The following is a 22499-nucleotide window of genomic DNA, read 5'->3' on the forward strand; positions in this document are numbered from 1 at the left end:
CCCCCGTACGGCAACCGCCGTGCGGGGGCTCTCTCCTGTCCGCGCCCGGCGCCGCCGGTTCCCGGCCCGGCGGGGTCGGAATCCGGACAGGCCTAGACCTCACCCCGCGCAGACCGCCGCTCTGCGCGGAGTGTTTGCAGTGGGAACCGACGTGGTGCGAAAGGAGTATGACGGGGGCGCACACCACCGGGGGAGCGCATAGTCTCGGTCGCACGCGCGTCCTGAAGTCGGCCTTGTGTGTCCCCTGTGGCCGTCGGGATAGTGGGCGGCGTCAACCTACGGGACCGGCGCACCCCACAGCCGCCGGTTCCGACCCCCCACAGGAGGACGAGAGTTGAAGCACCGACGCATACCCAAGCGGCGTGCCGCCGCGGCAGGAGCGGGCATCGCCGCCCTGGTCGCCGCGGGAGTCACCTTCCAGACTGCGAACGCGAGCACGGAAACCCCCGACGCGGCCCCGCGGACCCTGTCGATCGCGAAGGCCGGAAATCTCGCCTCGTCCCTGACCAAGGACCTCGGCGCGGACTCGGCGGGCACGTACTACGACGCGGGGGCCAAGGCCCTCGTGGTGAACGTCCTGAACAAGGACGCGGCCTCGGTCGTGGAAGCGGCCGGCGCGAAGGCCAGAGTCGTCCAGAACTCGCTGGCCGAACTCAAGGGCGCCCGCACCACCCTCAAGCAGGACGCGACGATCCCCGGCACCTCCTGGGCGGTCGACCCGGCTACCAACAAGGTCGTCGTCACCGCCGACCGCACGGTCGACGGCGCCGGGTGGAGCAAGCTGAGCAAGGTCGTCGACGGCCTCGGCTCCAAGGCCGAACTCCGGCGCACCAAGGGGGAGTTCAAGCCCCTCATCGCGGGCGGAGACGCCATCACCGGCAACGGCGGCCGGTGCTCGCTCGGCTTCAACGTGGTAAAGGACGGCCAGCCGTACTTCATCACGGCCGGACACTGCACCGAGGCGATCTCGACCTGGTCGGACTCCAGCGGCCAGGAGATCGGCACCAACGAACAGTCGAGCTTCCCTGACAACGACTTCGGGCTCGTCAAGTACACCGCGGACGTCCCGCACCCGAGCGAGGTCGACCTCTACAACGGCTCCACGCAGCCGATCACCAAGGCGGGCGACGCGACCGTCGGCATGAAGGTGAGCCGCAGCGGCTCCACGACCCAGGTCCACGACGGCACCGTCACCGGCCTGGACGCCACCGTGAACTACGGCAACGGCGACGTCGTCAACGGCCTCATCCAGACCGACGTCTGCGCCGAACCCGGTGACAGCGGCGGCTCGCTCTTCTCGGGCGACACCGCGATCGGCCTCACCTCGGGCGGCAGCGGCGACTGCACCTCCGGCGGGGAGACGTTCTTCCAGCCGGTCACGGAGGCGCTGTCCACGTTCGGCGCCCAGATCGGCTGACGCGCCGTCGTCGTACGGGGCACGCCGTAGTCGTGCAGAAGGGGCCGGTCCGTCGGACCGGCCCCTTTCACGTCCTCACGTCCTCACGTCCTCACGTCCTCACGTCCTCACGTCCTCGCGTCCTCACGCTTCGGCGCGGGCCCGCTCCCGTCTGCCGCGGAACACGGCGGCGGCCATTGTGATCACCACGCCGGCCACCGCCCACGCGGACAGCACCAGGAGCGGCCCGGTGACGGCGTTGCCCTTGAAGTAGGCGATGGAGCGCGCCACCCAGGTGCCCGCGCCCGGCGGCAGGGCCGGGCCGATCGCCTTCCAGAAGGGCGGCAGCATCGGCAGCGGGAACGCGCCGCCCGCGCTCGGGTTGCCCGCGACCACGATGAGCAGGATCGCCAGACCGATGCCCACGATGCCGAAGAGCCCCTGCAGGGCGAGCGTCGCGGCGCCGACCGCGAAGATGATCAGGGCGCCCAGGCCCCACAGCGCCACGACGCTGCCGGGCAGCGCGCCGAGGATCGGCCCGACGATGACGGCGCCGCCGATTCCGGCGGCGATCGACACGAGCGCCATGGTGCCGAGCCGGATGGCCGCGCGCTCTGGGTTGGCGGGCCGGGCGCCGGTGCTGATCGCCAGGATCGAGGCGGTCAGATAACCGCCGACGCACCAGCCGACGACCAGGTAGAAGGACGACAGGCCGTCGAAGTCCTGGGAGGAGGCCGGGGCCAGGTCGACGGTCCTGACGGTGCGGTGCTGGGCCGCTTCGAGCGTGGTGACGAGCCCGTTGAGGGTGGCGGACAGGACGGTGCCGCCGCCGGACGCGACGAGGAGGGTGTCGGTGGTGCCCCGGGGGTCGATGACCAGGGCCCCGTCGAGGTCCCTGTTCAGGATCTTCTCGCGGGCCGCGGCCAGGTCGGTGACCGTGCGCGGGTCGAGCGGGCTGCCGGGGAGCTTGTCCAGCTGGGTGACCGCCTGCTGGGCGACGGCCGGGAGCGGCGCGGCGACACCGAACGGCACGTCCTTCGGCTTCGGGTCGTGCAGGGCCCCGACGTAGGAGGCGATGAAGAGCAGCTGGAGGGCGAGCACGCCGACGACGAGCAGCGCGGCCCGCGGTGTGACGGCGCTCTTCACCTCGTCGAGGAAGGACCCGTGCGGGGTTCCGGGCGGGGTGTCGGCTGTCTGGGTCATGCCCCCACGGTCCGGGGCGCCCGGTGTTCGCGCAGGTGGGGTGGGCCTGAACGGGTGACCTGCGGCGGATGCCATAAAGAGGTGTCGCACATGCGTTCGATACTGGTCTATGGTGGTGGTGGGGAGGCGAAAGCAGTCGGTTCGAGGTGTGCAGGAGGTGCGTGTGCCAGGGTTCACGCATCTGCACACCGTGTCCGGGTTCTCCCTTCGGTACGGGGCCTCGCACCCGGAACGGCTGGCCGAGCGCGCCGCCGAGCGGGGCATGGACGCGCTCGCCCTCACCGACCGGGACACCCTCTCGGGCGCGGTCCGGTTCGCCAAGGCCTGCGGCCGGGCGGGAGTGCGGCCACTGTTCGGCACGGACCTCGCGGTCACCGGCCCCGGGGCACTCGACGGGGCCCCGGACAAGCGGCGCCGGCAGCCCGTGCGCGGCGGTGCCTTCATCGACGAGTCGACCCCCCGCGCGACCTTCCTCGCCCGTGACGGCGCGCGGGGCTGGGCCTCCCTGTGCCGCCTGGTCACCGCCGCCCACGCCATCGGCGAGACCCGGCTGACCTGGGAGGACAACCACGGCGACGGCCTGGCCGTACTGCTCGGACCCGCGTCCGACGTCGGCCGCGCGCTCGCCGCGGGACGCCCCGACCGGGCCGCGCGGCTGCTCGCCCCCTGGCGGGAGATCTACGGCGACGCCCTGCGCCTCGAAGCCGTCCACCACGGCCGCGAGGGCACCGGCCCCGGCTCGCTGCGCCTGGCCGCCCGCACCGTCGGCTTCGCCGCCGAACAGGGGGTGCGTCCCGTCCTCAGCAACGACGTCCGGTACGCCGACCCCGGCATGGGCCCGGTCGCCGACGTCCTCGACGCCGCGCGCCGCCTCGTCCCGGTCGACCCCCGCAAGGAACTCGACAGCGGCGAGCGCTGGCTGAAGGGCGCCGACGCCATGCTGGTGACGGCCGAACGGGTGGTGGAGGCCGCGGGCTTCCGCCGCGACGCCGCGTACCGGCTGCTCGAACAGACCCGGGCCGTGGCGGACGCGTGCGTCGTCGACCCCGAGGGCGACCTCGGCATCGGCTCCGTGCACTTCCCCGAACCGCGGCTCGTCGGCGCCGGGCGCCGCACCGCGCAGCGGGTCCTCGCGTCGCGGGCGACGGCGGGCATGCTGCGTCTCGGATACGCCCGCAAGCGGGAGTACTGGGAGCGGATGCACCACGAGCTGGACATCATCGCGTACCACGACTTCGCCAGCTACTTCCTCACGGTGTCCCAAGTCGTCGACGACGTACGGCACATGGGCATCCGGGTCGCCGCGCGCGGCTCCGGCGCCGGGTCCCTGGTCAATCATCTGCTCGGCATCGCGCACGCCGACCCCGTCGAACACGGCCTCCTCATGGAGCGCTTCCTGTCCAAGCGCCGCTCCGTCCTGCCCGACATCGACATCGACGTGGAGTCGGCCCGGCGACTGGAGGTCTACCGGGCGATCATCGGCCGGTTCGGCGCCGAGCGCGTCGCGACCGTCTCGATGCCGGAGACGTACCGCGTCCGTCACGCCGTACGCGATGTGGGCGCGGCCCTGTCCATAGATCCGGCCGACATCGACCGGATCGCCAAGTCCTTCCCGCACATCCGCGCCCGCGACGCCCGCGCGGCACTCAAGGAGCTGCCCGAACTACGGGATCTGGAACGGGAGTTGGGGGACCGCGACCGTCTGTGGGAGCTGGTCGAGGCGCTCGACGCGCTGCCGCGGGGTATCGCCATGCACCCGTGCGGGGTGCTGCTCTCGGACGCCTCGCTGCTCGCCCGTACGCCCGTCGTGCCGACCAGCGGTGAGAGCCTGCCCATGTCGCAGTTCGACAAGGAGGACGTCGAGGACCTCGGCCTGCTCAAGCTCGACGTCCTCGGCGTGCGGATGCAGTCGGCGATGGCGCACGCGGTCGCGGAGACGGAGCGGGCGACCGGCACCGCCCTCGACCTGGACGCGGTGCCGCCGGGCGACCCGGAGACGTACCGGCTCATCAAGTCCACCGAGACGCTCGGCTGCTTCCAGATCGAGTCGCCGGGCCAGCGCGACCTGGTGGGGCGGCTTCAGCCGGCCACGTTCCACGACCTCGTGGTCGACATCTCGCTGTTCCGGCCGGGTCCCGTCGCCGCCGACATGGTGCGGCCGTTCATCGAGGCGCGGCACGGACGCGCGCCGGTCCGCTATCCGCACCGCGACCTGGAGGGACCGCTGAAGGAGACGTACGGGGTCGTCGTCTTCCACGAGCAGATCATCGAGATCGTGAACGTCATGACGGGCTGCGGGCGCGACGAGGCGGACCGGGTCAGGCGAGGGCTCTCCGACCCCGAGTCGCAGGGCCGCATCCGGTTCTGGTTCGCGCAGCAGGCGGCGGCGCACGGCTACGACGCCGACACGATCGCCCGCACCTGGGAGATCGTCGAGGCCTTCGGTTCGTACGGGTTCTGCAAGGCGCACGCCGTCGCCTTCGCCGTGCCGACGTACCAGTCGGCGTGGCTGAAGGCCCATCACCCGGCCGCGTTCTACGCCGGGTTGCTCACGCACGACCCCGGGATGTACCCGAAGCGGCTGATCCTCGCGGACGCGCGGCGGCGCGGGGTGCCGATTCTTCCGCTGGACGTGAACAAGTCCGCGGTCGCCCACCATATCGAACTGGTGTCTGATAAAGGGAGTGGAGGGGAGAAGTGGGGCGTGCGGCTCGCGCTGTCCGACGTGCACGGCATCAGCGAGGCCGAGGCGTCCCGCATCGAGGAGGGCCGGCCGTACTCCTCGCTGCTCGACTTCTGGGAGCGCGCCAGGCCCAGCCGGCCGCTCGCGCAGCGCCTCGCCCAGGTCGGCGGACTCGACGCGTTCGGCGCCAACCGGCGTGACCTGCAACTCCACCTGACCGAACTGCACCGGGGAACGCGCGGGTCCCGGGGAGCCCGCGGCGCCCAACTGCCCCTGTCCGGCGGCCGCGGCACCGCGTCCGCCGGCCTGCCCGACCTCGGCGACGCCGAACGGCTCAGCGCCGAACTCGGCGTCCTCGGCATGGACGCCTCCCGCCATCTCATGGGCGACCACGAGAAGTTCCTCGAAGAACTCGGGGTCCTGACCGCCCGCCACCTGCGCGAGGCCGAACACGGCAGGGTGGTCCTCGTCGCGGGCGCCAAGGTCGCCACCCAGACCCCGCCGATCCGCTCCGGCAAGCGCGTCATCTTCACCACTCTCGACGACGGCACGGGCCTCGTCGACCTGGCCTTCTTCGACGACGCCCACGCCGCCTGCGCGCACACCGTCTTCCACTCCTGGCTGCTCCTCGTACGCGGCACGGTCCAGCGGCGCGGCCCGCGCAGCCTCAGCGTGGTCGGCGCGGCCGCGTGGAACCTCGCCGACCTGGCCGAGGTCCGCAGGGAGGGCGGCCTCGACGCGGTGGCACTGCGCCTGGCGGAGCCGCCCGAGCAGCCGCCGTCCGACGGCGACGACCCGGTCCGCGATCGCCGAGGACGCCGCATCCGCATGGCCACCGGCTACGAGATGCACCCCTGGGCCGACCTGCGCCCCGCGGGCGACAGCCCGTCGTCCGGCCCGCCCCGCAAACTGTGGCACCAGAGCCCCGGGAGCGCGGGATGACCACTCTGTACGTACGATTCCTGCCACCGCCCCCGCACGAGGCGGCGCTGCCCCAACTCGTCGCCCTGCTCGGCGAGTTCAGTCCCACGGTCGAGGCACTGCCGCCCGACGCCGCCCTCGTCGACCTGGGCGGCGCCGTGCGCTACTTCGGCCGGGACGCCGTCGAACTCGCCGCGGTGATCCGGGTACGGGCGCTCGCCCTGTACGGGGTGGAGTGCGTGATCGGCGCGGGACCCGGCCCGATGCTGGCCCGGATGGCCGCGCGGACCGCCTCGCCCGGGGTGACCAGGGTCGTGCCCGACGACCCCGGCGCCGTGGCGGAGTTCCTCGCCGGGCAGCCGGTCGCCGCGCTGCCCGGCGTCGGCACCGCCACCGCCCGCACCCTGTGCGAGTACGGGCTCGACACGCTCGGCCGGGTGGCCGCCGCCCCTCAGGGCACCCTGCAACGGCTCACCACCGCCCGCATCGGCCGCGAACTGCACGAGAAGGCGCGCGGCGTCGACCGCACCCGGGTCACCCCCAACGCCGCCACGCGCTCCACCGCCGCCGAACGCCCCTTCCCGCGCGACGAACTCGACCCCTACCGGCACCGCCGCGCCCTGCTCTCCCTCGCCGACGAACTGGGCGCCCGGCTCCGCGACGGGAAACAGGTGTGCCGCTCGCTGACCCTCACCGTCCGCTACGCCGACCGGTCCACGACCACCCGCGCCCGCACGCTCCCCGAACCCACCGCGCACACGGCCGCGCTGTCGTCGGCCGCGTACCGGATGTACGAGGCGCTCGGGCTGCAACGGGCCAGGGTGCGCTCCCTCGCCCTGCGCGCGGAGGGGCTCCGGCCGGTCGAGGGGGCCGCCCACCAGCTGACCTTCGACCCCGCGGACGAGAAGGCGCGGGCGCTGGAGGCGGTGGCCGACCGGGCCCGCGCGAAGTTCGGCCCCGGGACGATCGTGCCGGGGCGGCTCGCGGCCTGAGCCGGTGAGCCCGTACCCCGTCGGGCCCACCAGATGACGGCACCCCGGTCCCGTGCGTGATAGACCGTCACTACAAGTTTTTACCGACGCGTAACTTCACTCATTTACTACTGGCGCGTAATTTAGCGGCAGCACAGCATCCTCGTGATCCGGATCACAGGGCACGCACCCCACATCGCAACTCCCTTGAGCCGCAAGGAGATCACACGATGCTGCCCCGGAACTGGAAACATGCGGTCAGATCCCTGACCGCGGCCCTGCTGCTCACCGCCGCGGCCACCGCCGTCCCCGCCACCGCCCACGCGGACTCCGCGCCGAGCAGTGGCTGGAACGACTACTCCTGCAAACCCTCCGCCGCCCACCCGCGCCCCGTCGTCCTCGTCCACGGCACCTTCGGGAACTCCGTCGACAACTGGCTGGTCCTCGCCCCCTACCTGGTCAGCCGCGGCTACTGCGTCTTCTCCCTCGACTACGGACAACGCCCCGGCGTGCCGCTCTTCAACGGCCTCGGCCCCATCGACGAGTCCGCGCAGCAGCTCGACACCTTCGTCGACAAGGTGCTCGCCGCCACCGGCGCCCCCAAGGCCGACCTCGTCGGCCACTCGCAGGGCGGCATGATGCCCCGCTACTACCTCAAGTTCCTCGGCGGCGCGGCCAAGGTGAACGCCCTCGTCGGCATCGCCCCCGACAACCACGGCACCACACTCAGCGGCCTGGCGGGCCTCCTGCCGTACTTCCCCGGCGCCGCCGACCTGTTGACCCTCGCCACCCCCAGTCTCGCCGACCAGGTCGCGGGCTCCCCGTTCATCACCAGACTCAACGAGGGCGGCGACACCGTCCCCGGCGTCCACTACACGGTCATCGCGACCAAGTACGACGAGGTCGTCACCCCCTACCGCACCCAGTTCCTCACCGGCCCCGACGTGCACAACGTCATGCTCCAGGACCTGTGCGCCGTCGACCTCTCCGAACACGTCACCATCGGCACCGTCGACCGCGTCGCCTTCCACGAGGTCGCCAACGCCCTCGACCCGTCCCACGCCACCCCCACCACCTGCGCCTCGGCGGTCAGCTGAGCGCATACCGGGCGGCTGGTTAGGCTGCTCTTCATGAATACGCCCATCACCGAGAACGGGACCGAGAACGGGACCGAGAACGGGACCGAGAACGGGACCGAGAGCGGGACCCGAGAGCCCGTCGTCCTCGACGTCACGGAAGTGATGTCCGATCCGGAACTCGGCGCCCGGTTCGCGGAGTCGGCGCATCGGATCCTGGCGGACCTGGTCCGTGGAGGTGCCGCGCTCGGGTGGGTCGACCCTCCGTCGCGGGACGAGGTCGCCGGACTCCTCGACGGCGTCGCCGCCGGGGCGTGCGCCGGCGACGCCGTCCTGCGCGGTGCGTACATCGACCGTCAACTGGTCGGCCTCGGCTACTGGCAGCGCTATGCGAGGCCCACGCATCGCCCGCACGCCGACCTGGAGAAGGTGGCGGTGGGCGCCGCGGCCCAGGGCCGCGGCGTCGGCCGCGCCCTGACGGCCGCCCTGGTCGCGGACGCCCGGCGCGCCGGAATCGAGGTACTGACTCTGGACGCGCGGGGCGACAACAGCGCTGCCCTGAGCCTCTACCGGTCGTTGGGCTTCACCGAGTACGGCCGACTGCCTGATTTCGTCGCCGTCGGTGAACTCCGCTACGACAAGGTCTTCTACATGCTCGACTTCCGCGGCAAGGACTGACGCGGGGGGTGAAGTCGCCCTTGGCCGGGGCGGCGGCTGCCCGGCCCTCTCACTCGTCCGGCCACCACGTCCGCCGGATGTCCTTGCGCACTTCCGGGCGGTCGTGGCGGCGTTCGGCGGCGGTGTCTTCGTCGTACTGCTGCCGGCTGCGGCTGGTGCTGGTCTTCGCGACGGGCTTGTTCACGGTCACACGGCGCATGACTGCCTCCTGTGCCTACCCCGGTCCCACTGCGGTACCGCTGTAGACGTGTTCCCCGGAGGGTGACGCATCGAAGCGTGATTGTCAGTGGCGAGTGTCACGATCTGGACATGACGACGGACAAGGACATGATCCGGGACGCGGCGATTCCCGAACCGGTCGACTGGGACGCCGAGGCCGCGCGCTTCGACGACGAGCCTGACCACGGGCTTCGTGACCCGGCGGTGCGCGGGGCGTGGGCGGCGCGGCTGCGGGACTGGCTGCCGGAGCGGCCGTCCGACATTCTCGATCTGGGGTGCGGGACGGGCAGTCTGTCGCTTGTCGCGACGGACCAGGGGCACCGCGTGACCGCCGTGGACCTGTCGCCCGCCATGGTGGACCTCGCGCGCGCCAAGCTGGCGGGGCGCGCCGCGGAGGTGCTCGTCGGGGACGCCTCGGCGCCGCCCGTCGGAGGCCGCACCTTCGACGCGGTCCTCGTGCGGCACGTCGCGTGGACGCTGCCCGACCTCGACGGCGCCCTCGCGCACTGGCTCTCGCTGCTGCGCCCCGGCGGGCGGCTCGTCCTGGTGGAGGGGGTCTGGGGGACGCTCAGCCCCGTCGGGACACCGGCGGCCCGGCTCACCGGCGCCCTCGCCCCGCTCACCGCCCACGTCCGCCACGAACCCCTCTCCGGGGACGCGCTGCTGTGGGGAAGACGGGTCGAGGACGACCGGTACGCGGTGATCGCGACCAGGCACTGACCGAGCAGGCACTAACCGAGCAGGCGGCCGAACCCCTCGTCGCGTGCCAGGAGTTCGAGCTCGTCGAGGGCGCGGAGCGCGGCCCGGGCGGCGTGCGGGTCGCGCTCCGCGAGCCCGCTCTCGGCGAACTCGTCCTCGTCCAGGCGCCGTACGTCCCTGCCGTCCGCCGAGAGCCACAGGTCGAGGTCCAGGTCCTCAACGACGAGTTCGCCGCCCTCGCGGACCGCCGGCCGGGTCACGTCGCAGTACCAGCCCTTGAGGGTGCCGTCGGCGGCGCGCACCTCCTTGACCGCGTACCAGCGGTCGCGCCAGTAGTGCTCGGTGAAGACGTCGCCCGGTCCGAACTGGACGAAGCCGAAGTCCCTGACCCCGGGCGACGCCCAGGCGGCGGTCACGGTCACGCGCGTGCCGTCGTCACGGACGACGTCCGCGGGATAGCGGATCTTCGTGCGGCCCGCCTTGTGGAGGACCACCTCAAGGGACCGGGACGTCTCAGGAGAGGGTGCGGACATGACGTACCTCCGTCGCGCAGATCTCGTAGCCGAACCACTTGTTGATCGCGAGCATCGGGCCGTTGCCCGCGTCGTTGCCGGTGAACGCCTCCGTGACGCCGGCCTCGCGGGCGCGGTGCAGGGAGTGGTTCTTCGCGAGCTTGGCGAGCCCCCGGCCCCGGAACGCCCGCGCGGTGCCGGTCATGCCGGACAGATAGCGGTTCCCGTCGTCGGTGCGGGCCAGGCTGAACGCGACGGGGCGGCCGTCCACCACGGCCACCGACGTCAGCTCGTGGTCGGTCAGCGGGTGGTGCCAGGTCTCGTCGAGCCAGTGCTCGTAGTCCGTGAACTCCGTGGCCACGTCGCTCGGTTCGTCGCTGACCGTCTCCGCGTCCAGGTCGAACAGGGGGCGCGGGTCGTCCGCGAAGTCGGCGCCCGTGCGCAGCGTCACCCCGGCCGGCGGCTCGGCGAGCGGCGGCAGGGTGCCGTGCGCCAGGTCGAGCCGGAGGAAGTGGGCGGGGCGGCTCGCGCGATAGCCCCGGCACTCGGCGAACGCCCGGTCCCGCGGGGTGTCGAGGACCCAGGAGTAGACGGCGACGGCGCCCTCCGCGGCGAGATACTCCTCCGCCGCCCGCACGATCAGGGCCCCGGCGCCGAGCCCGCGCCGCTCCGGGTGCACAAAGGTGTTCACGTACCCCTGCCCCGGTTCCGGGCTGTCGTACGCGAGTCCGACCTGAGCGGTGCCGACGACCTCGCCGTCGGCCTCGGCGACCAGCGGCCGGTAGCGGGCGTCCGGATGAGCGTGCGCCAGGTCGAAGGCGACGGACTCCGCGGTGGCGAGCAGGGCGGGCAACGCGGCACGCCGGACCCGGGCGAACGCCCCGGCGTCCTCGGGGCGCATGGCCCGGACGATCACAGTCATACGGCCGCACGCTACGCGCGGATCGCGCCGGGGTGCCTCCCATTTTTGCCGGGTGCGGGACAATCGGCGCGTGACCTTGAAGATCGACATCGATGCGGGCGCGGCGACGGCGCCCTACGAACAGGTGCGCGCCCAGATCGCCGGGCAGGCCCTCTCCGGGGCCCTGCCCGTCGGCTACAAACTGCCGACCGTGCGCGGGCTCGCCGAGACGCTCGGCCTCGCCGCGAACACGGTGGCCAAGGCGTACCGGGCCCTTGAGGCGGACGGAGTGATCGAGACGCGCGGCCGCAACGGCACGTTCGTCGCCGCCGCGGGGGACGCCTCCGCCCGCGAGGCCTCCGTGGCGGCCGCCGTGTTCGCGGAGCGCGTCCACCGCCTCGGCCTCTCCGAGAAGGAGGCGCTCGCCGCGGTACGTGACGCGCTGCGGGCGGCGTACGGGGACAAGGGGTGAACCCGCCGGCTCCGGGCGCCCCGGGTACCTGACTGGCCTGAGGCCCCTTCAGGTACAGCCGGGGTGACCGGCTTACAGATGCAGCCGGGGTGACCCGGCCTACAGGTACAGCCCCGCGTCGGCGGACTCCCGGGGGTCAGGGACGGATGCCGGGCTCGTGCCGCGGCGCAGCGCGTACAGCTCGGCGAGCGTCGCGCCGTCCCGGCCCACGCCCTCCTCCCCGCCGAGCCAGTCCACCGACTCACGGTGCGTCAGAGGCCCCACCTCGATCCGCGCCAGGCAGCGGCCGGGGCGTACGACCGCGGGGTGGAGGCGTTCGAGGTCCTCGTTCGTCGTGACGCCGACCAGGACGTTCCGGCCCTGTCCGAGCAGGCCGTCCGTCAGGTTGAGCAGGCGGGAGAGCGCCTGCCCCGCCGTGTGCTTGGCCTCGCCCCGGATCAGTTCGTCGCAGTCCTCCAGGAGGAGCAGGCGCCAGCGGCCCTTCGCCGTGCCGTCGTCCTCGCCGATCGCGATGTCCATGAGATAGCCGACGTCGGAGAACAGCCGCTCCGGGTCGAGTACGCAGTCCACCTGGCACCAGTCCCGCCAGGACCTGGCCAGCGTGCGCAGCGCGGACGTCTTGCCCGTGCCGGGCGGGCCGTGCAGCAGGAGCAGCCGCCCCGCGATGTCCTCCGGGGTCGTCTTCATCAGCTGGTCCATGGCGGTGGCCACCGGCGCCGTGTAGTTCTCCCGCACCTCGTCCCACGTACCGGCCGAGATCTGCCGCGTCGTGCGGTGGGGACCGCGCCGGGGCGAGACGTACCAGAACCCCATCGTCACGTTCTCCGGCTGGGGTTCGGGCTCGTCGGCGGCGCCGTCCGTGGCCTGCCCGAGCACCTTCTCGGCCAGCTCCGCGGTGGTGGCAGTCACCGTGACGTCGGCGCCCCTGTTCCAGCGGGAGACGAGCACGGTCCAGCCGTCGCCCTCGGCGAGCGTCGCGCTGCGGTCGTCGTCGTGCGCGGAGCGCAGCACCACCGCGTCGGGCGGCAGGAGCGTGGCACCCGACCGCACCCGGTCGATGTTCGCCGCGTGCGAGTGCGGCTGCTCGCCCGTCGCGAAACGGCCGAGGAACAGCGCGTCGACGACGTCCGCGGGGGAGTCGCTGTCGTCGACGTTGAGCCGGATCGGCAGCGCGTCGTGTGGGTTCCCAGACATGCCGCCATGATCCGGCACGTACGGCACTCCCGCACGGGATTTCCACAGCGCGTCACACGCCGGTCCACAGGCCGCCCCGGCGGCGTCGCCGTTCCCCGGAGACCTGGACGTTCCCCGGAGACCTGGTGGGTCTCCGGGGAACGGGCGGGCGTTCAGTGGCCGTCGGGAGGGATGTTCCCGGTCACTGCACGATCTTGAGCAGCTTGTTCGGTGAACCGCTGCCCGGGCTCTTCACCACGCCCGAAGTCGCGCCGCCCGTCAGGGCCGAGGCGACCTGGGCCGGGGTGGCGGAGGTGTGGCCCGCCAGGTAGACGGCCGCGGCGCCCGCGACGTGCGGGGTCGCCATGGACGTGCCCGAGATCGTGTTCGTCGCGGTGTCGCTGGTGTTCCAGCCCGCGGTGATCGAGACGCCCGGCGCGAAGACGTCGAGGACGGAGCCGTAGTTCGACCAGCTCGCCTTGGTGTCCGAGCTGTCGGTGGCGCCGACCGTGATGGCCTCGGCGACGCGCGCGGGGGACGAAGTGGAGGCGTCGACGCCGCTGTTGCCCGCCGCGACGGCGTAGGTGACGCCGCTCGCGATGGACTTCTTCACGGCGTTGTCGAGTGTCGTGCTCGCGCCGCCGCCGAGCGACAGGTTGGCGACCGAGGGGCCGCTGTGATGGGCGGTCACCCAGTCGATGCCGGCGATGACGCCCGCGGTGGTGCCGGACCCGTTGTTGTCGAGGACCCGGACCGCCACGATCTTCGCCTTCTTGGCGACGCCGTACGTGGAGCCCGCGATGGTGGTGGCCACATGGGTGCCGTGGCCGTTGCCGTCCTGGGCGGTGGTGTCGCCGTCGACGGCGTCGTACCCGTACGAGGCCCGTCCGCTGATCTGCGCGTGGGTGATGCGCACTCCGGTGTCGATGACGTACGCGGTGACGCCGCTGCCCGCCGAGTCCGGGTAGGTGTACGTCCCTGAGAGCGGCAGCGCCGCCTGGTCGATGCGGTCGAGGCCCCAGGGTGCGCTGGACTGGGTCGCGTCCACGTGCACGCGCTGGTTCTGCTCCACCGAGGCGACGGCCGGGTCGGCGGCGAGTCTGCGGGCCTCGGTGGCGCTGAGGGCGGCCGCGTACCCGTTGAGTGCGGAACGGAAGGTCCGCTTCACCGTTCCGCCGTACTCGGATATCAGACCCTTGCCGTCCGCGGAGGCGGACTTGAACCCCGCGGTCTTCTTCAGGGTGACGAGATAGCTGCCCTTGACCGCGTCCGGCGAACCGGCCGCGACGACCTTGCCTTCGGCGGGTGCCGCCTGGGCGGGCAGGGCGGCCAGGGTGCCCGCGAGCGTGGCGGCCGCGGCGACGGAGACCGCCGCGGCGACGCGGAGCCGGTTCCTGCCGTGCCGCTGTGGGGATCGTGCGGTGTCGAGTGCCATGACGAGGGAGTCCTCCTCCGAGGCGGCGCGCCCTGTGGTGGGGCGCGACTGTGGGGGGCGTGCGCGGGATCGCGCACACGGACCGGAAGCGGTGTGTCCCGTTCCCGGCCCGCACAGCAGCTTCGGCGGTCTACGGGCGTAGCTCAAGGGAATTGAGGGTATGTCACGAGCCTGACATGTACCTGCAATCGAACACCCGGCGAACAAGGGTGGGGCGCAGGGGGAAAGCTTGACATGAACACTTCCCGTCAACTGTGAGGCGTGCTACCACAGTTGTGGCAGAGATCCTGCTAAAGGAGGTTTTCATGAGACGTTTCCGAATTACGGCGTACGTGACCTCAGTTCTCCTCGCGGCCGGCGTCGCGCTCACCGGAGCGACGGCGGCCCAGGCGTCCGAACAGGCCGCCCCCACGGGCTATGTGGCCCTCGGCGACTCGTACTCGTCCGGCGTGGGAGCCGGCAGCTACGACAGCTCCAGCGGCAGCTGCAAGCGCAGCACCAAGGCCTACCCCGCACTCTGGGCGGCCTCCCATTCACCCTCCAGCTTCAACTTCACGGCGTGCTCGGGCGCTCGTACGGGTGATGTCATCTCCGGTCAACTGGGCCCCCTGGGCCCGGGAACCGGTCTCGTGTCGCTGACGGTCGGCGGCAACGACGCGGGCTTCGCCGACGTCATGACCACCTGCGTCCTGCAGTCCGAGTCCACGTGCATCGCCCGCGTCAACGAGGCGAAGGCGTACATCCAGAACACCCTGCCCGGCAACCTCAACCAGGTGTACGACGCGATCAGCGCGAAGGCCCCGGTCGCCCACGTCGTCGTCCTCGGCTACCCGCGCTTCTACAAGCTCAGCGGCTCCTGCGTCGCGGGCCTGACCGAGAACGAGCGCGCCGCCATCAACAGCGCCGCCGACCTGCTCAACTCCACCACCGCCAAACGGGCCGCCGACCACGGCTTCGCGTTCGGCGACGTGACCACGACCTTCACCGGTCACGAGATCTGCTCGGGCGACTCCTGGCTGCACAGCGTCAACTGGGCCAACCCCAGCGAGTCCTACCACCCCACCGCCGCCGGCCAGTCGGGCGGCTACCTCCCCGTGTTCGGCGCGGCCGCCTGACCCCGGCCTAGGACGACGGTGACGGCGAGGGCGAGGGCGACGTCGTGCTCGTGGGCGACGCCGTCGCGCAGGTCACCGCGTAGGAGACCGAGTTCGACGTGACGCGGACGGGGCCGCGCACCTCCACATGGACCTCGTTGTGGAGCGTGGCCCCGTCCGTGTAGCCCGTCTCGGCATGGTCGGCCGACTTCGTCCGCGAGCCGCCGGACGCGAAGCTGAGCGTCTTCCAGCCCGGATCACTCGACTCTCCGCTCGCCGTCACCCAGCGGTACTCGACGTCGACGGGCACGCGGCCCACCGTGAACGTCGCCCTGAAGGCCGGAGCCGCGCTCCCCGGCGGCGGACAGGTCCCGCTGTAACTCCCGCGCACCGCCGCCACGCCGACCCGCACCGACTGCCGCGGCGTGGCCGAGTGCCCGCCCCCTGCGCCGGCCTTGCCGCCGCCACCGCTCGGCGAGCCGCTCCCGGAGGACCGGCTTGGCGAAGCGCTCGCCCCACCGGAGGCACTCCCGGCGGCATGCCCGCCGCCCTTGGAACCCGCACTCCCGTCGTCGCGGTTCAGCAGGGCGTACGTGAGCGCGCCGAGCGCCAGCAGCAGGACCACGACCCCGGCCAGCAGGACCGCGAGCGACCGGCGAGGGCGCTCCGTCCGTGTGGTGTCCGCGGCGGGCGAATACGTCGTCCCGGGCTCCGGGGGAGGGCTGACGGGCACCGGAGCGGGCGGCGTCCGCTGCCACGAGGTCCGCGCCGGCGCCGGTGCCGGAGCCGGGGACGCCGAAGCCGGGTCCGCGCGCGGGGTGCCGCCCGCCCCCACCAGGCGCAGCTCGCGCTCGGCGGCGTCCGCGGGCAGCCGCTCGGCCGGGTCCTTGCGCAGCAGCCCCTCGATGACGGGGGCCAGCGCCCCCGCGCGGCGCGGAGCCGGAAACGCCTCGTCCACCACCGCCCGCAGCGTGCTCAGCGGAGTGTCCTGCCGGAACGGCGACCGGCCCTCGACGGCCGTGTACAGGAGGACGCCAAGGGACCACAGGTCGGACTCGGGGCCGGGGGTGCGGCCCAACGCCCGTTCCGGAGCGAGGAATTCGGGCGAGCCCACCACCTCGCCCGTCATCGTGAGCGCCGAACTGCCCTCGACCGTGGCGATGCCGAAGTCGGTCAGGACGATGCGTCCGTCGTTCGCGATCAGTACGTTGCCCGGCTTCACGTCCCGGTGCAGGACCCCCGCCTCGTGCGCGGCGCGCAGCGCGGAGACCACCTCGGCCCCGATGTGCGCGGCACGGCGCGGCGGCAGCGGGCCCTCGGCGTCCAGGAGGTCGGAGAGGGAGAGTCCGCGGACCAGCTCCATGGCGACCCAGGGCCGGCCGTCCTGCGTCGCCACGTCGTAGACGGTCACCACGTTCCGGTGCGAGACGCGGGCCGCGGCCCAGGCCTCCCGCTCCAGCCGCGCGTACATCCGCTCGACCTCGCTCGTCGGGAGCCCGGCCGGGGCGCGCACCTCCTTGACGGCGACCTCGCGGCCCAGAGTGTCGTCGCGGGCGCGCCAGACGGTGCCCATGCCGCCCTCGCCCAGGGGGCCGAGGAGCCGGTACCGCCCCGCGATCACCCGCGCCGCGCCGGCCTCTCCACTGCCCGGATCCTCGCTCACCGGCGCCCCCCATCCGTAGCGGTGCGATTCTCCACAAAAGTAGCTCAGCGCCCGTGAGATCGACCATGCTCCGGTCACGTCCGTTCTTGCCCCGCATGTCCAACTCGCCCTGTAATCAGTCGGATTCGGTGAGTAGTCGTCAACCTCCTTACGGGGGAGGTGAATCCCGCGACCGGGATACACGGGTGTCCCGGCGGGGCGATAGGGTTAACCTGCCCGGGCCGGGTGCCCTCGTACGGGTGGGGAGTGACATGGAACAGATAACAGTGCGCAGCAGGCCGCGAGTGCCTGCGATCACCTGCGGGAGCAGCGCGACCAGTTCGCGCCTCGACCGCCATCTTTCGGTGCTGGGCGGTCCCGCCGTCCCGCAGCGCGAGGCGGCCGAGGCGACGTTGCTGATGCGTGAGCTCACCTCGCGTGACGTCGCGCACGAGCGCAGCGGCAGGGGCGCGCGGGTGAGCCGGGTCTCGCTCTTCGCACCACTGCGGCGACTGCGCCGCTCGCTGTTCGGCGGCCGCCGCTGACAGGCGGTCACCACCGGCACAGCCCGGTCCCGCGCTCAGGCGGCCATGCCGTACCGGCACGGCGCCGCGATCTCCGCGACCGTCATCCCCACGGCACGCGGCGTCGCCCCGGCATGTTCGCCTGACGCGGGATCAGGAACCCCGTACAGCCCGGCACCGACCTCCCCATCGGGCCGACCGGCACTGGCTACGGCCCTGCATCGACACGGCCCCGCACTGGCTGAGCCCTGCACTGACACGGCGTTGAGCCGCGCCCTCCCCGCTCCCCTCCCCGGTGTGTGCGCCGCCGTTCCCTTCCGTATCCGTACGTCTCACGTACGTCACGCACGCCCTTCGCGCCGTCGGGTCGTCGATTTTCCGCCATTTCAGGGCCTGTTCAGGGCCTGTTCAGTGCCCCGCGGACGTCGCCCCATGGAGTCGGCCGTCTCCGGTGCGTAACACCTTTGTCATGCACGGCTGTTGACGGGGCAATCTTCCGGGGCCAGTGTTGCGCCTGATCCTGATCGTTTGGCCCGTACACGGAAACACCCCCCACCTCACCCCCGGAGGTACGCGCGTGTGTGACCTGCACGACCAGCATGAGCACGACGCCCTGACGCTGCCTGGCCCCGCCCTGAGCCGGCGCCGGATCATGCAGCTGCTCGGCGCGGCCGGTGTCACCGGCGCCGTCATGACCGCGGAGGCCGACCCGGCGATGGCGGCGTCCGCCGACGTCACCCCGGCCGGCTACACCGCCCCCGAAGGGCTCGCCCAGGACAGCCCCGCCAAGGACGCGGCCCTGGGCTGGATCGCGTCCAACGCGGACCGCATCACGGGCCTGAACGCCGAGATCTGGGAGAACGCCGAACTCTCCCTGCGTGAGTGGAAGTCCTCCCTGGCCGAGGCCGAGTTCCTGGAGAAGGCCGGCTTCGACGTCACGTTCGGCACCGCCGGGTTCCCGACCGCGTTCACCGCCACGTACACGTACGGCACGGGCGGCCCCGCGCTCGGCTTCAGCGGCGAGTACGACGCGCTGCCCGGCCTCTCGCAGAACAAGGGCGTCGGCCACCACGACCCGCGCGAGTACGTCCACGACCCGTTCGCGCCCAGCTACGGGCCCGGTCACGGCTGCGGGCACAGCGCGCTCGGCACGGCGGCCGCCGCCGCTGCCGCGGCCGTCGCGCAGGCCGCCAAGAAGCACAAGCTCCCCGTCACGGTGAAGTTCTTCGGGTCCACCGCCGAAGAGACCTTGATCGGCAAGACGTACGCGGTGAGCAAGGGTGTCTACGCCGGGCTCGACGCGTTCCTCGACTGGCACCCCTCGACGGCCAACGCGACCGGCTGGGGCAGCACGACCGCGATGACCGCCGTCACCTTCACCTTCCTCGGCGTCGCGGGCCACGGAGGCACCCCGCTCGGCAACAAGTCGGCCCTGGACGCCGCCGTGATGATGGCGACGATGTCGGAGTTCCTCCGGGAGGAGAACCTCGCCCCGTCCGGCCGTCTGCACTGGGTCATCAACAACGGCGGCGACATCCCGAACGTGACCCCCGAGATAGCCGAGATCTCGTACTACGTCCGCGAGGGCAGCCCCGCCCGTGTGCAGGTCCTCCTCGACAAGGTGATCGCCGTCTCCGAGGCCGCCGCCAAGGCTTCGCAGACCACGGTGCGGCACCGGATCACCTCGGCGTGCTGGAACCAGCTCCCGTCCAAGTCGTTCGCGGAGCTCCTGCACGAGAACATGCGGCAGATCGGCCCGCCCGAGTTCGGCGAGGACGCGCACCGGCTCGCGAAGGAGCTCCAGGAATCGCTCGGCCTGCCCCAGAAGGGCATGCACGACGCGATCGGCGACCTGACCGCGCCCAACCCCGTGTTCCTGGGCGGCGGTTCGACCGATGTCGCCGACATCAGCTGGAACGTGCCGACCGTCTCGATGGGCGCCGCGCTCGCCCCCATCGGCACCAAGCTGCACACCTGGTCCACCGCGGCCTGCGCCGCCGCGGCACCGGGCCAGGCCGCCGTCGTCGCCGCCGCGAAGTACCTGGCCGCGACGGCCGTCGACCTGCTCACCCAGCCGGCCAGGCTGAAGGCCGTCAAGGACGAGTTCGCGGAGCGCACCAAGGGCGTGAGCTGGAAGACGGCCCTGCCGGACGGCTACGAGCCGCCCATGTACGAGCCGCCGCAGTGGTTCCTGGAGAAGACGGGGCAGAAGTGGCCCCCGAGGAACATCACCTGGCCGCCGCGGAAGGTCGTCTCTCAGGAGAAGTTCTCGTCCCTCGGACCCGACCTGGCCCCGCAGAAGTAGGCCTCAGAAGTAGGCCTGCGGAAGGCGGAAGCAGGCCGCCCGTGGTCCGCTCAGCGTCCGCCGGTCGCGTACCGGCGGACGGTGAGCGGCACGCACAGCGCGAGCAGCACCGCGCACCACGCCAGCGATCCGGCCACCGGGTGTGCCACCGGCCACGAGGCGCCGTCCGGCACGGGGGCGTTGCCGAACAGCTCGCGCACGGCCGTCGCGACGGCGCTGATCGGGTTCCACTCGGCGATCACCCGCACCCAGGAGGGGAATCCGGACGTCGGGATGTACGCGTTCGACAGGAGCGGCAGCATGAACGTGGCACTGGCGAGCTGGCCCGCCGCCTCCTCGCTCCGGGACGCGAGTCCGAGCAGGATGCCGACCCAGGTCGCGGCGAACCGGAACAGCAGCAACAGGCCGAAGGCGCCCACGGCTTCGGGCGCGCCGCCCTCCGCCCGCCAGCCCATCGCGAGCCCCACGAGCAGCAGCGGGACCAGGCCCGCCGCGGTCGTCACGAGGTCGGCCACGGCCTGCCCGAGCGGGACGGCCGCGCGGCTCACCGGCAGCGTGCGGAAGCGGTCCATGACGCCGCGGTGCGAGTCCTGGGCCGCCGTGAACATCCCGGTCATGACCCCGTTCGCGGCGGTCGCGACGAGCATGCCGGGGACGAGGAAGGCGCGGTAGTCCGCGCCGGGCATCGCGAGCGCGCTGCCGAAGACATACCCGAAGAAGAGCAGGAAGACGATCGGCATCGTCTGGGTCATCACGAGGATCGCGGGCGCGTGCCGGATCCGCTGGAGGTGCCGGCCGAGCATCGCCGTGCCGTCGTGGAGGAGCGCGGTGGTCATCAGGTCGCCTCCGTAAGGGAGTTGGGGCCCGTGAAGTGGTGTGGCTCGCGGCCCGCGGTGAGCCGCAGGAACGCCTCGTCCAGGGTCGGCGGGCGCAGTGTCGCGTCGACGACCGGTACGCCCGCCGCGTCCAGTTCGCGGACGATGCGGGGGAGCGTGAGCGACGGGTCGAGGGTCACCACGCCGACCGCCCCGCGCTCCGGATCGAGCGTGGGTTCGGCGCCGGTGAGCTGGTCGAGGACGGCCGCGGCGGCGTACAGGGCCGCGTCCTCGGCGACCACGACCTCGGCGTAGCTGCCGGTCCGGGCCTTGAGTTCGGCGGGGGTGCCGCGGTGGGCGGCGCGGCCGCCGTCGATCAGGACGACCGAGTCGGCCAGCCGGTCGGCCTCCTCCAGGTACTGCGTGGTGAGCAGCACTGTCGTGCCCTCGCCGGTCAGCTCGCGCACGGCGTCCCAGATGCCGTTCCTGCTGTGCGGGTCGAGGCCGGTCGTCGGCTCGTCCAGGAACAGGACGGCGGGGCGGGTGAGGAGGCTCGCCGCGAGGTCGAGGCGGCGGCGCATCCCGCCCGAGTACGTGCGGGCCGTGCGGTCGGCCGCCCCGGTGAGGCCGAAGCGCTCCAGGAGGTCGTCGGCGCGGGTGCGGGGCGCGCGCAGGAGCCGGGCGAACAGGCGCAGGTTCTCGCGCCCGGTGAGGTCGCCGTCGACCGACGCGTACTGGCCGGTGACGCCGATCCGGCGGCGCACGGCCTGGGGGTCGGCGAGGACGTCGTGGCCCGCGACGCGCGCGGATCCCGCGTCGGGGCGTACGAGGGTGGTGAGCGCCCGGACGGCCGTCGTCTTGCCCGCGCCGTTCGGCCCGAGCAGCCCGCAGACGGTGCCCTCGGGGACGGCCAGGTCGAGGCCCCGCAGGGCGTGGACCGCCCGGCCGCCGGAGCCGTAGCGCTTCTCCAGACCTTCACTAAGTACAGCGTACGTAGTCGTCATGGGGTCACCGTACCGCACTGCGTACGCTGTACGTAACTACGATGGTGGGCGAGGTGATGATCGATGACGGGCCGAGCGGCCGAACCCGAAGTGATCTGGGCGCGCCCCGAGCGCGCGGGACGTGGCCCGAAACCCGCGTACAGCAGGAACGACATCGCGGCGGCGGCCGTCAGGATCGCCGACGCGGACGGCATCGACGCGGTCTCGATGCGCCGCGTCGCCGGCGAACTCGGCTGCGGCACCATGTCGCTCTACAACTACGTGCCGCGCAAGGAGGACCTGTACGAGCTCATGGTCGACGCGGTGAGCGCCGAGTACGACCTGTCGGCGCCCTCCGGTGACTGGCGCGCCGACCTGCTCGACGTCGCCCGCCAGGCCCGCGCCCTGATGCACCGGCACCCGTGGATGCCCCGCCTCATGTCACCCGTGTACGGCTTCAGCCCCAACGCCCTGCGCTACCTGGAGCACTGCATGGCCTGCCTCGAACCGGTCGACCTGCCGGCCGGGACGAAGATGGAGCTCATCGCGTCCCTGACCGGCGTCGTGACCTTCTACGTCGCCAACGAGATCGCCTCCGCCGAGCGGACCCGTTCGCTGCCGTGGTCCGAGGAGCAGGAGCAGGGCATGCGGATCGCGTACCTGGTGAGCCGGATCTCGACCGGTGAATACCCGCACCTGGCCGCCGCGTTCGCCGAGAGCACCGGACCCGTCGACCTGGAGGCCGCCTTCGAGCGGGCACTCGGGCGCGCGCTCGACGGTTTCGTGACCGACTGACC

Annotated in this window: 20 protein-coding genes; 11 read left to right on the forward strand and 9 right to left on the reverse strand. The window is 72.5% G+C overall.

The genetic code is table 11. The features are described from left to right. The first annotated feature begins 334 nt into the window (after positions 1-334). Entirely contained in the window at positions 335-1417 is a 1083-nt protein-coding gene (locus tag EOT10_RS12815; protein ID WP_127828288.1) for a S1 family peptidase, read from the forward strand. 123 nt (positions 1418-1540) lie between these two features. On the opposite strand, the gene EOT10_RS12820 is transcribed toward EOT10_RS12815, so the two are convergent. Continuing rightward, positions 1541-2599 carry an ABC-2 transporter permease gene (locus EOT10_RS12820; RefSeq protein ID WP_127828289.1) on the reverse strand — a complete coding sequence of 353 codons (1059 nt, stop codon included), beginning with the start codon at positions 2597-2599 and terminating at the stop codon, positions 1541-1543. Between the two features lie 163 nt (positions 2600-2762). Here EOT10_RS12820 and EOT10_RS12825 point away from each other — a divergent pair, with 163 nt between their 5' ends. The 4 genes from EOT10_RS12825 to EOT10_RS12840 all read left to right on the forward strand — a co-directional run bounded on the left by EOT10_RS12825 (position 2763) and on the right by EOT10_RS12840 (position 8928). After that, complete coding sequence (locus EOT10_RS12825) at positions 2763-6224, forward strand: DNA polymerase III subunit alpha (RefSeq protein ID WP_127828290.1); 3462 nt, start codon at positions 2763-2765, stop codon at positions 6222-6224. Further along, positions 6221-7195 (forward strand): DNA polymerase Y family protein, encoded by a 975-nt coding sequence (locus tag EOT10_RS12830; RefSeq protein ID WP_127828291.1) that lies wholly within the window; start codon positions 6221-6223, stop codon positions 7193-7195. Before EOT10_RS12825 ends, EOT10_RS12830 begins: the two co-directional genes overlap by 4 nt. Before the next feature lie 209 nt (positions 7196-7404). Next, the gene (locus EOT10_RS12835) at positions 7405-8271 is read left to right on the forward strand and encodes an esterase/lipase family protein (protein WP_127828292.1); all 867 of its coding nucleotides are present in this window, start codon (positions 7405-7407) and stop codon (positions 8269-8271) included. A gap of 144 nt (positions 8272-8415) precedes the next feature. Then, positions 8416-8928, forward strand: a complete 513-nt coding sequence (locus EOT10_RS12840) for a GNAT family N-acetyltransferase (RefSeq protein WP_223280970.1) — start codon at positions 8416-8418, stop codon at positions 8926-8928. A gap of 49 nt (positions 8929-8977) precedes the next feature. Here the strand turns inward: EOT10_RS12840 and EOT10_RS41285 are convergent, their stop codons facing one another. Beyond that, positions 8978-9127 (reverse strand): hypothetical protein, encoded by a 150-nt coding sequence (locus tag EOT10_RS41285; RefSeq protein WP_189491510.1) that lies wholly within the window; start codon positions 9125-9127, stop codon positions 8978-8980. 110 nt (positions 9128-9237) lie between these two features. Here EOT10_RS41285 and EOT10_RS12845 point away from each other — a divergent pair, with 110 nt between their 5' ends. After that, a complete protein-coding gene (locus EOT10_RS12845) occupies positions 9238-9867 on the forward strand; it encodes a class I SAM-dependent methyltransferase (protein ID WP_223280954.1) in 630 nt (209 codons plus the stop codon). An 11-nt stretch (positions 9868-9878) separates the two neighbouring features. Here the strand turns inward: EOT10_RS12845 and EOT10_RS12850 are convergent, their stop codons facing one another. Beyond that, a complete protein-coding gene (locus tag EOT10_RS12850; RefSeq protein ID WP_127828294.1) occupies positions 9879-10379 on the reverse strand; it encodes a ribonuclease FAU-1 family protein in 501 nt (166 codons plus the stop codon). Continuing rightward, positions 10360-11280, reverse strand: coding sequence for a GNAT family N-acetyltransferase (locus tag EOT10_RS12855; RefSeq protein ID WP_127828295.1), 921 nt, complete (start codon positions 11278-11280; stop codon positions 10360-10362). The genes EOT10_RS12850 and EOT10_RS12855 overlap by 20 nt, the downstream gene beginning before the upstream one ends. A gap of 70 nt (positions 11281-11350) precedes the next feature. On the opposite strand from EOT10_RS12855, the gene EOT10_RS12860 reads away from it, so the two are divergent. Then, positions 11351-11731 (forward strand): GntR family transcriptional regulator, encoded by a 381-nt coding sequence (locus EOT10_RS12860; protein ID WP_189491513.1) that lies wholly within the window; start codon positions 11351-11353, stop codon positions 11729-11731. A gap of 99 nt (positions 11732-11830) precedes the next feature. Here EOT10_RS12860 and EOT10_RS12865 read toward each other — a convergent pair whose 3' ends face one another. Beyond that, on the reverse strand, positions 11831-12925 hold the full coding sequence (locus EOT10_RS12865) for a DUF5925 domain-containing protein (RefSeq protein WP_127828297.1): 1095 nt from the start codon (positions 12923-12925) through the stop codon (positions 11831-11833). A 181-nt stretch (positions 12926-13106) separates the two neighbouring features. After that, a complete protein-coding gene (locus EOT10_RS12870) occupies positions 13107-14339 on the reverse strand; it encodes a S8 family peptidase (protein ID WP_127828298.1) in 1233 nt (410 codons plus the stop codon). Between the two features lie 305 nt (positions 14340-14644). On the opposite strand from EOT10_RS12870, the gene EOT10_RS12875 reads away from it, so the two are divergent. Continuing rightward, complete coding sequence (locus EOT10_RS12875; RefSeq protein WP_189491516.1) at positions 14645-15454, forward strand: SGNH/GDSL hydrolase family protein; 810 nt, start codon at positions 14645-14647, stop codon at positions 15452-15454. Between the two features lie 7 nt (positions 15455-15461). Here EOT10_RS12875 and EOT10_RS12880 read toward each other — a convergent pair whose 3' ends face one another. Beyond that, the gene (locus EOT10_RS12880; RefSeq protein ID WP_127828299.1) at positions 15462-17096 is read right to left on the reverse strand and encodes a serine/threonine-protein kinase; all 1635 of its coding nucleotides are present in this window, start codon (positions 17094-17096) and stop codon (positions 15462-15464) included. Positions 17097-17347: 251 nt separating this feature from the next. On the opposite strand from EOT10_RS12880, the gene EOT10_RS12885 reads away from it, so the two are divergent. Further along, positions 17348-17620: a hypothetical protein gene (locus tag EOT10_RS12885; protein ID WP_127828300.1), complete on the forward strand. Its 273-nt coding sequence runs from the start codon at positions 17348-17350 to the stop codon at positions 17618-17620. 556 nt (positions 17621-18176) lie between these two features. Continuing rightward, positions 18177-19904 carry an amidohydrolase gene (locus tag EOT10_RS12890; protein ID WP_223280955.1) on the forward strand — a complete coding sequence of 576 codons (1728 nt, stop codon included), beginning with the start codon at positions 18177-18179 and terminating at the stop codon, positions 19902-19904. A 50-nt stretch (positions 19905-19954) separates the two neighbouring features. Here EOT10_RS12890 and EOT10_RS12895 read toward each other — a convergent pair whose 3' ends face one another. Both EOT10_RS12895 and EOT10_RS12900 read right to left on the reverse strand, forming a co-directional pair. Continuing rightward, complete coding sequence (locus tag EOT10_RS12895; RefSeq protein WP_127828301.1) at positions 19955-20740, reverse strand: ABC transporter permease; 786 nt, start codon at positions 20738-20740, stop codon at positions 19955-19957. Further along, a complete protein-coding gene (locus tag EOT10_RS12900) occupies positions 20740-21723 on the reverse strand; it encodes an ATP-binding cassette domain-containing protein (RefSeq protein ID WP_127828302.1) in 984 nt (327 codons plus the stop codon). Before EOT10_RS12900 ends, EOT10_RS12895 begins: the two co-directional genes overlap by 1 nt. A gap of 63 nt (positions 21724-21786) precedes the next feature. On the opposite strand from EOT10_RS12900, the gene EOT10_RS12905 reads away from it, so the two are divergent. Beyond that, a complete protein-coding gene (locus tag EOT10_RS12905) occupies positions 21787-22497 on the forward strand; it encodes a TetR/AcrR family transcriptional regulator C-terminal domain-containing protein (RefSeq protein ID WP_127828303.1) in 711 nt (236 codons plus the stop codon). The last annotated feature ends 2 nt before the right edge of the window (positions 22498-22499 follow it).

It is taken from the genome of Streptomyces antnestii (genome assembly GCF_004005495.1).
In the GTDB taxonomy this organism is placed as follows: domain Bacteria; phylum Actinomycetota; class Actinomycetes; order Streptomycetales; family Streptomycetaceae; genus Streptomyces; species Streptomyces antnestii.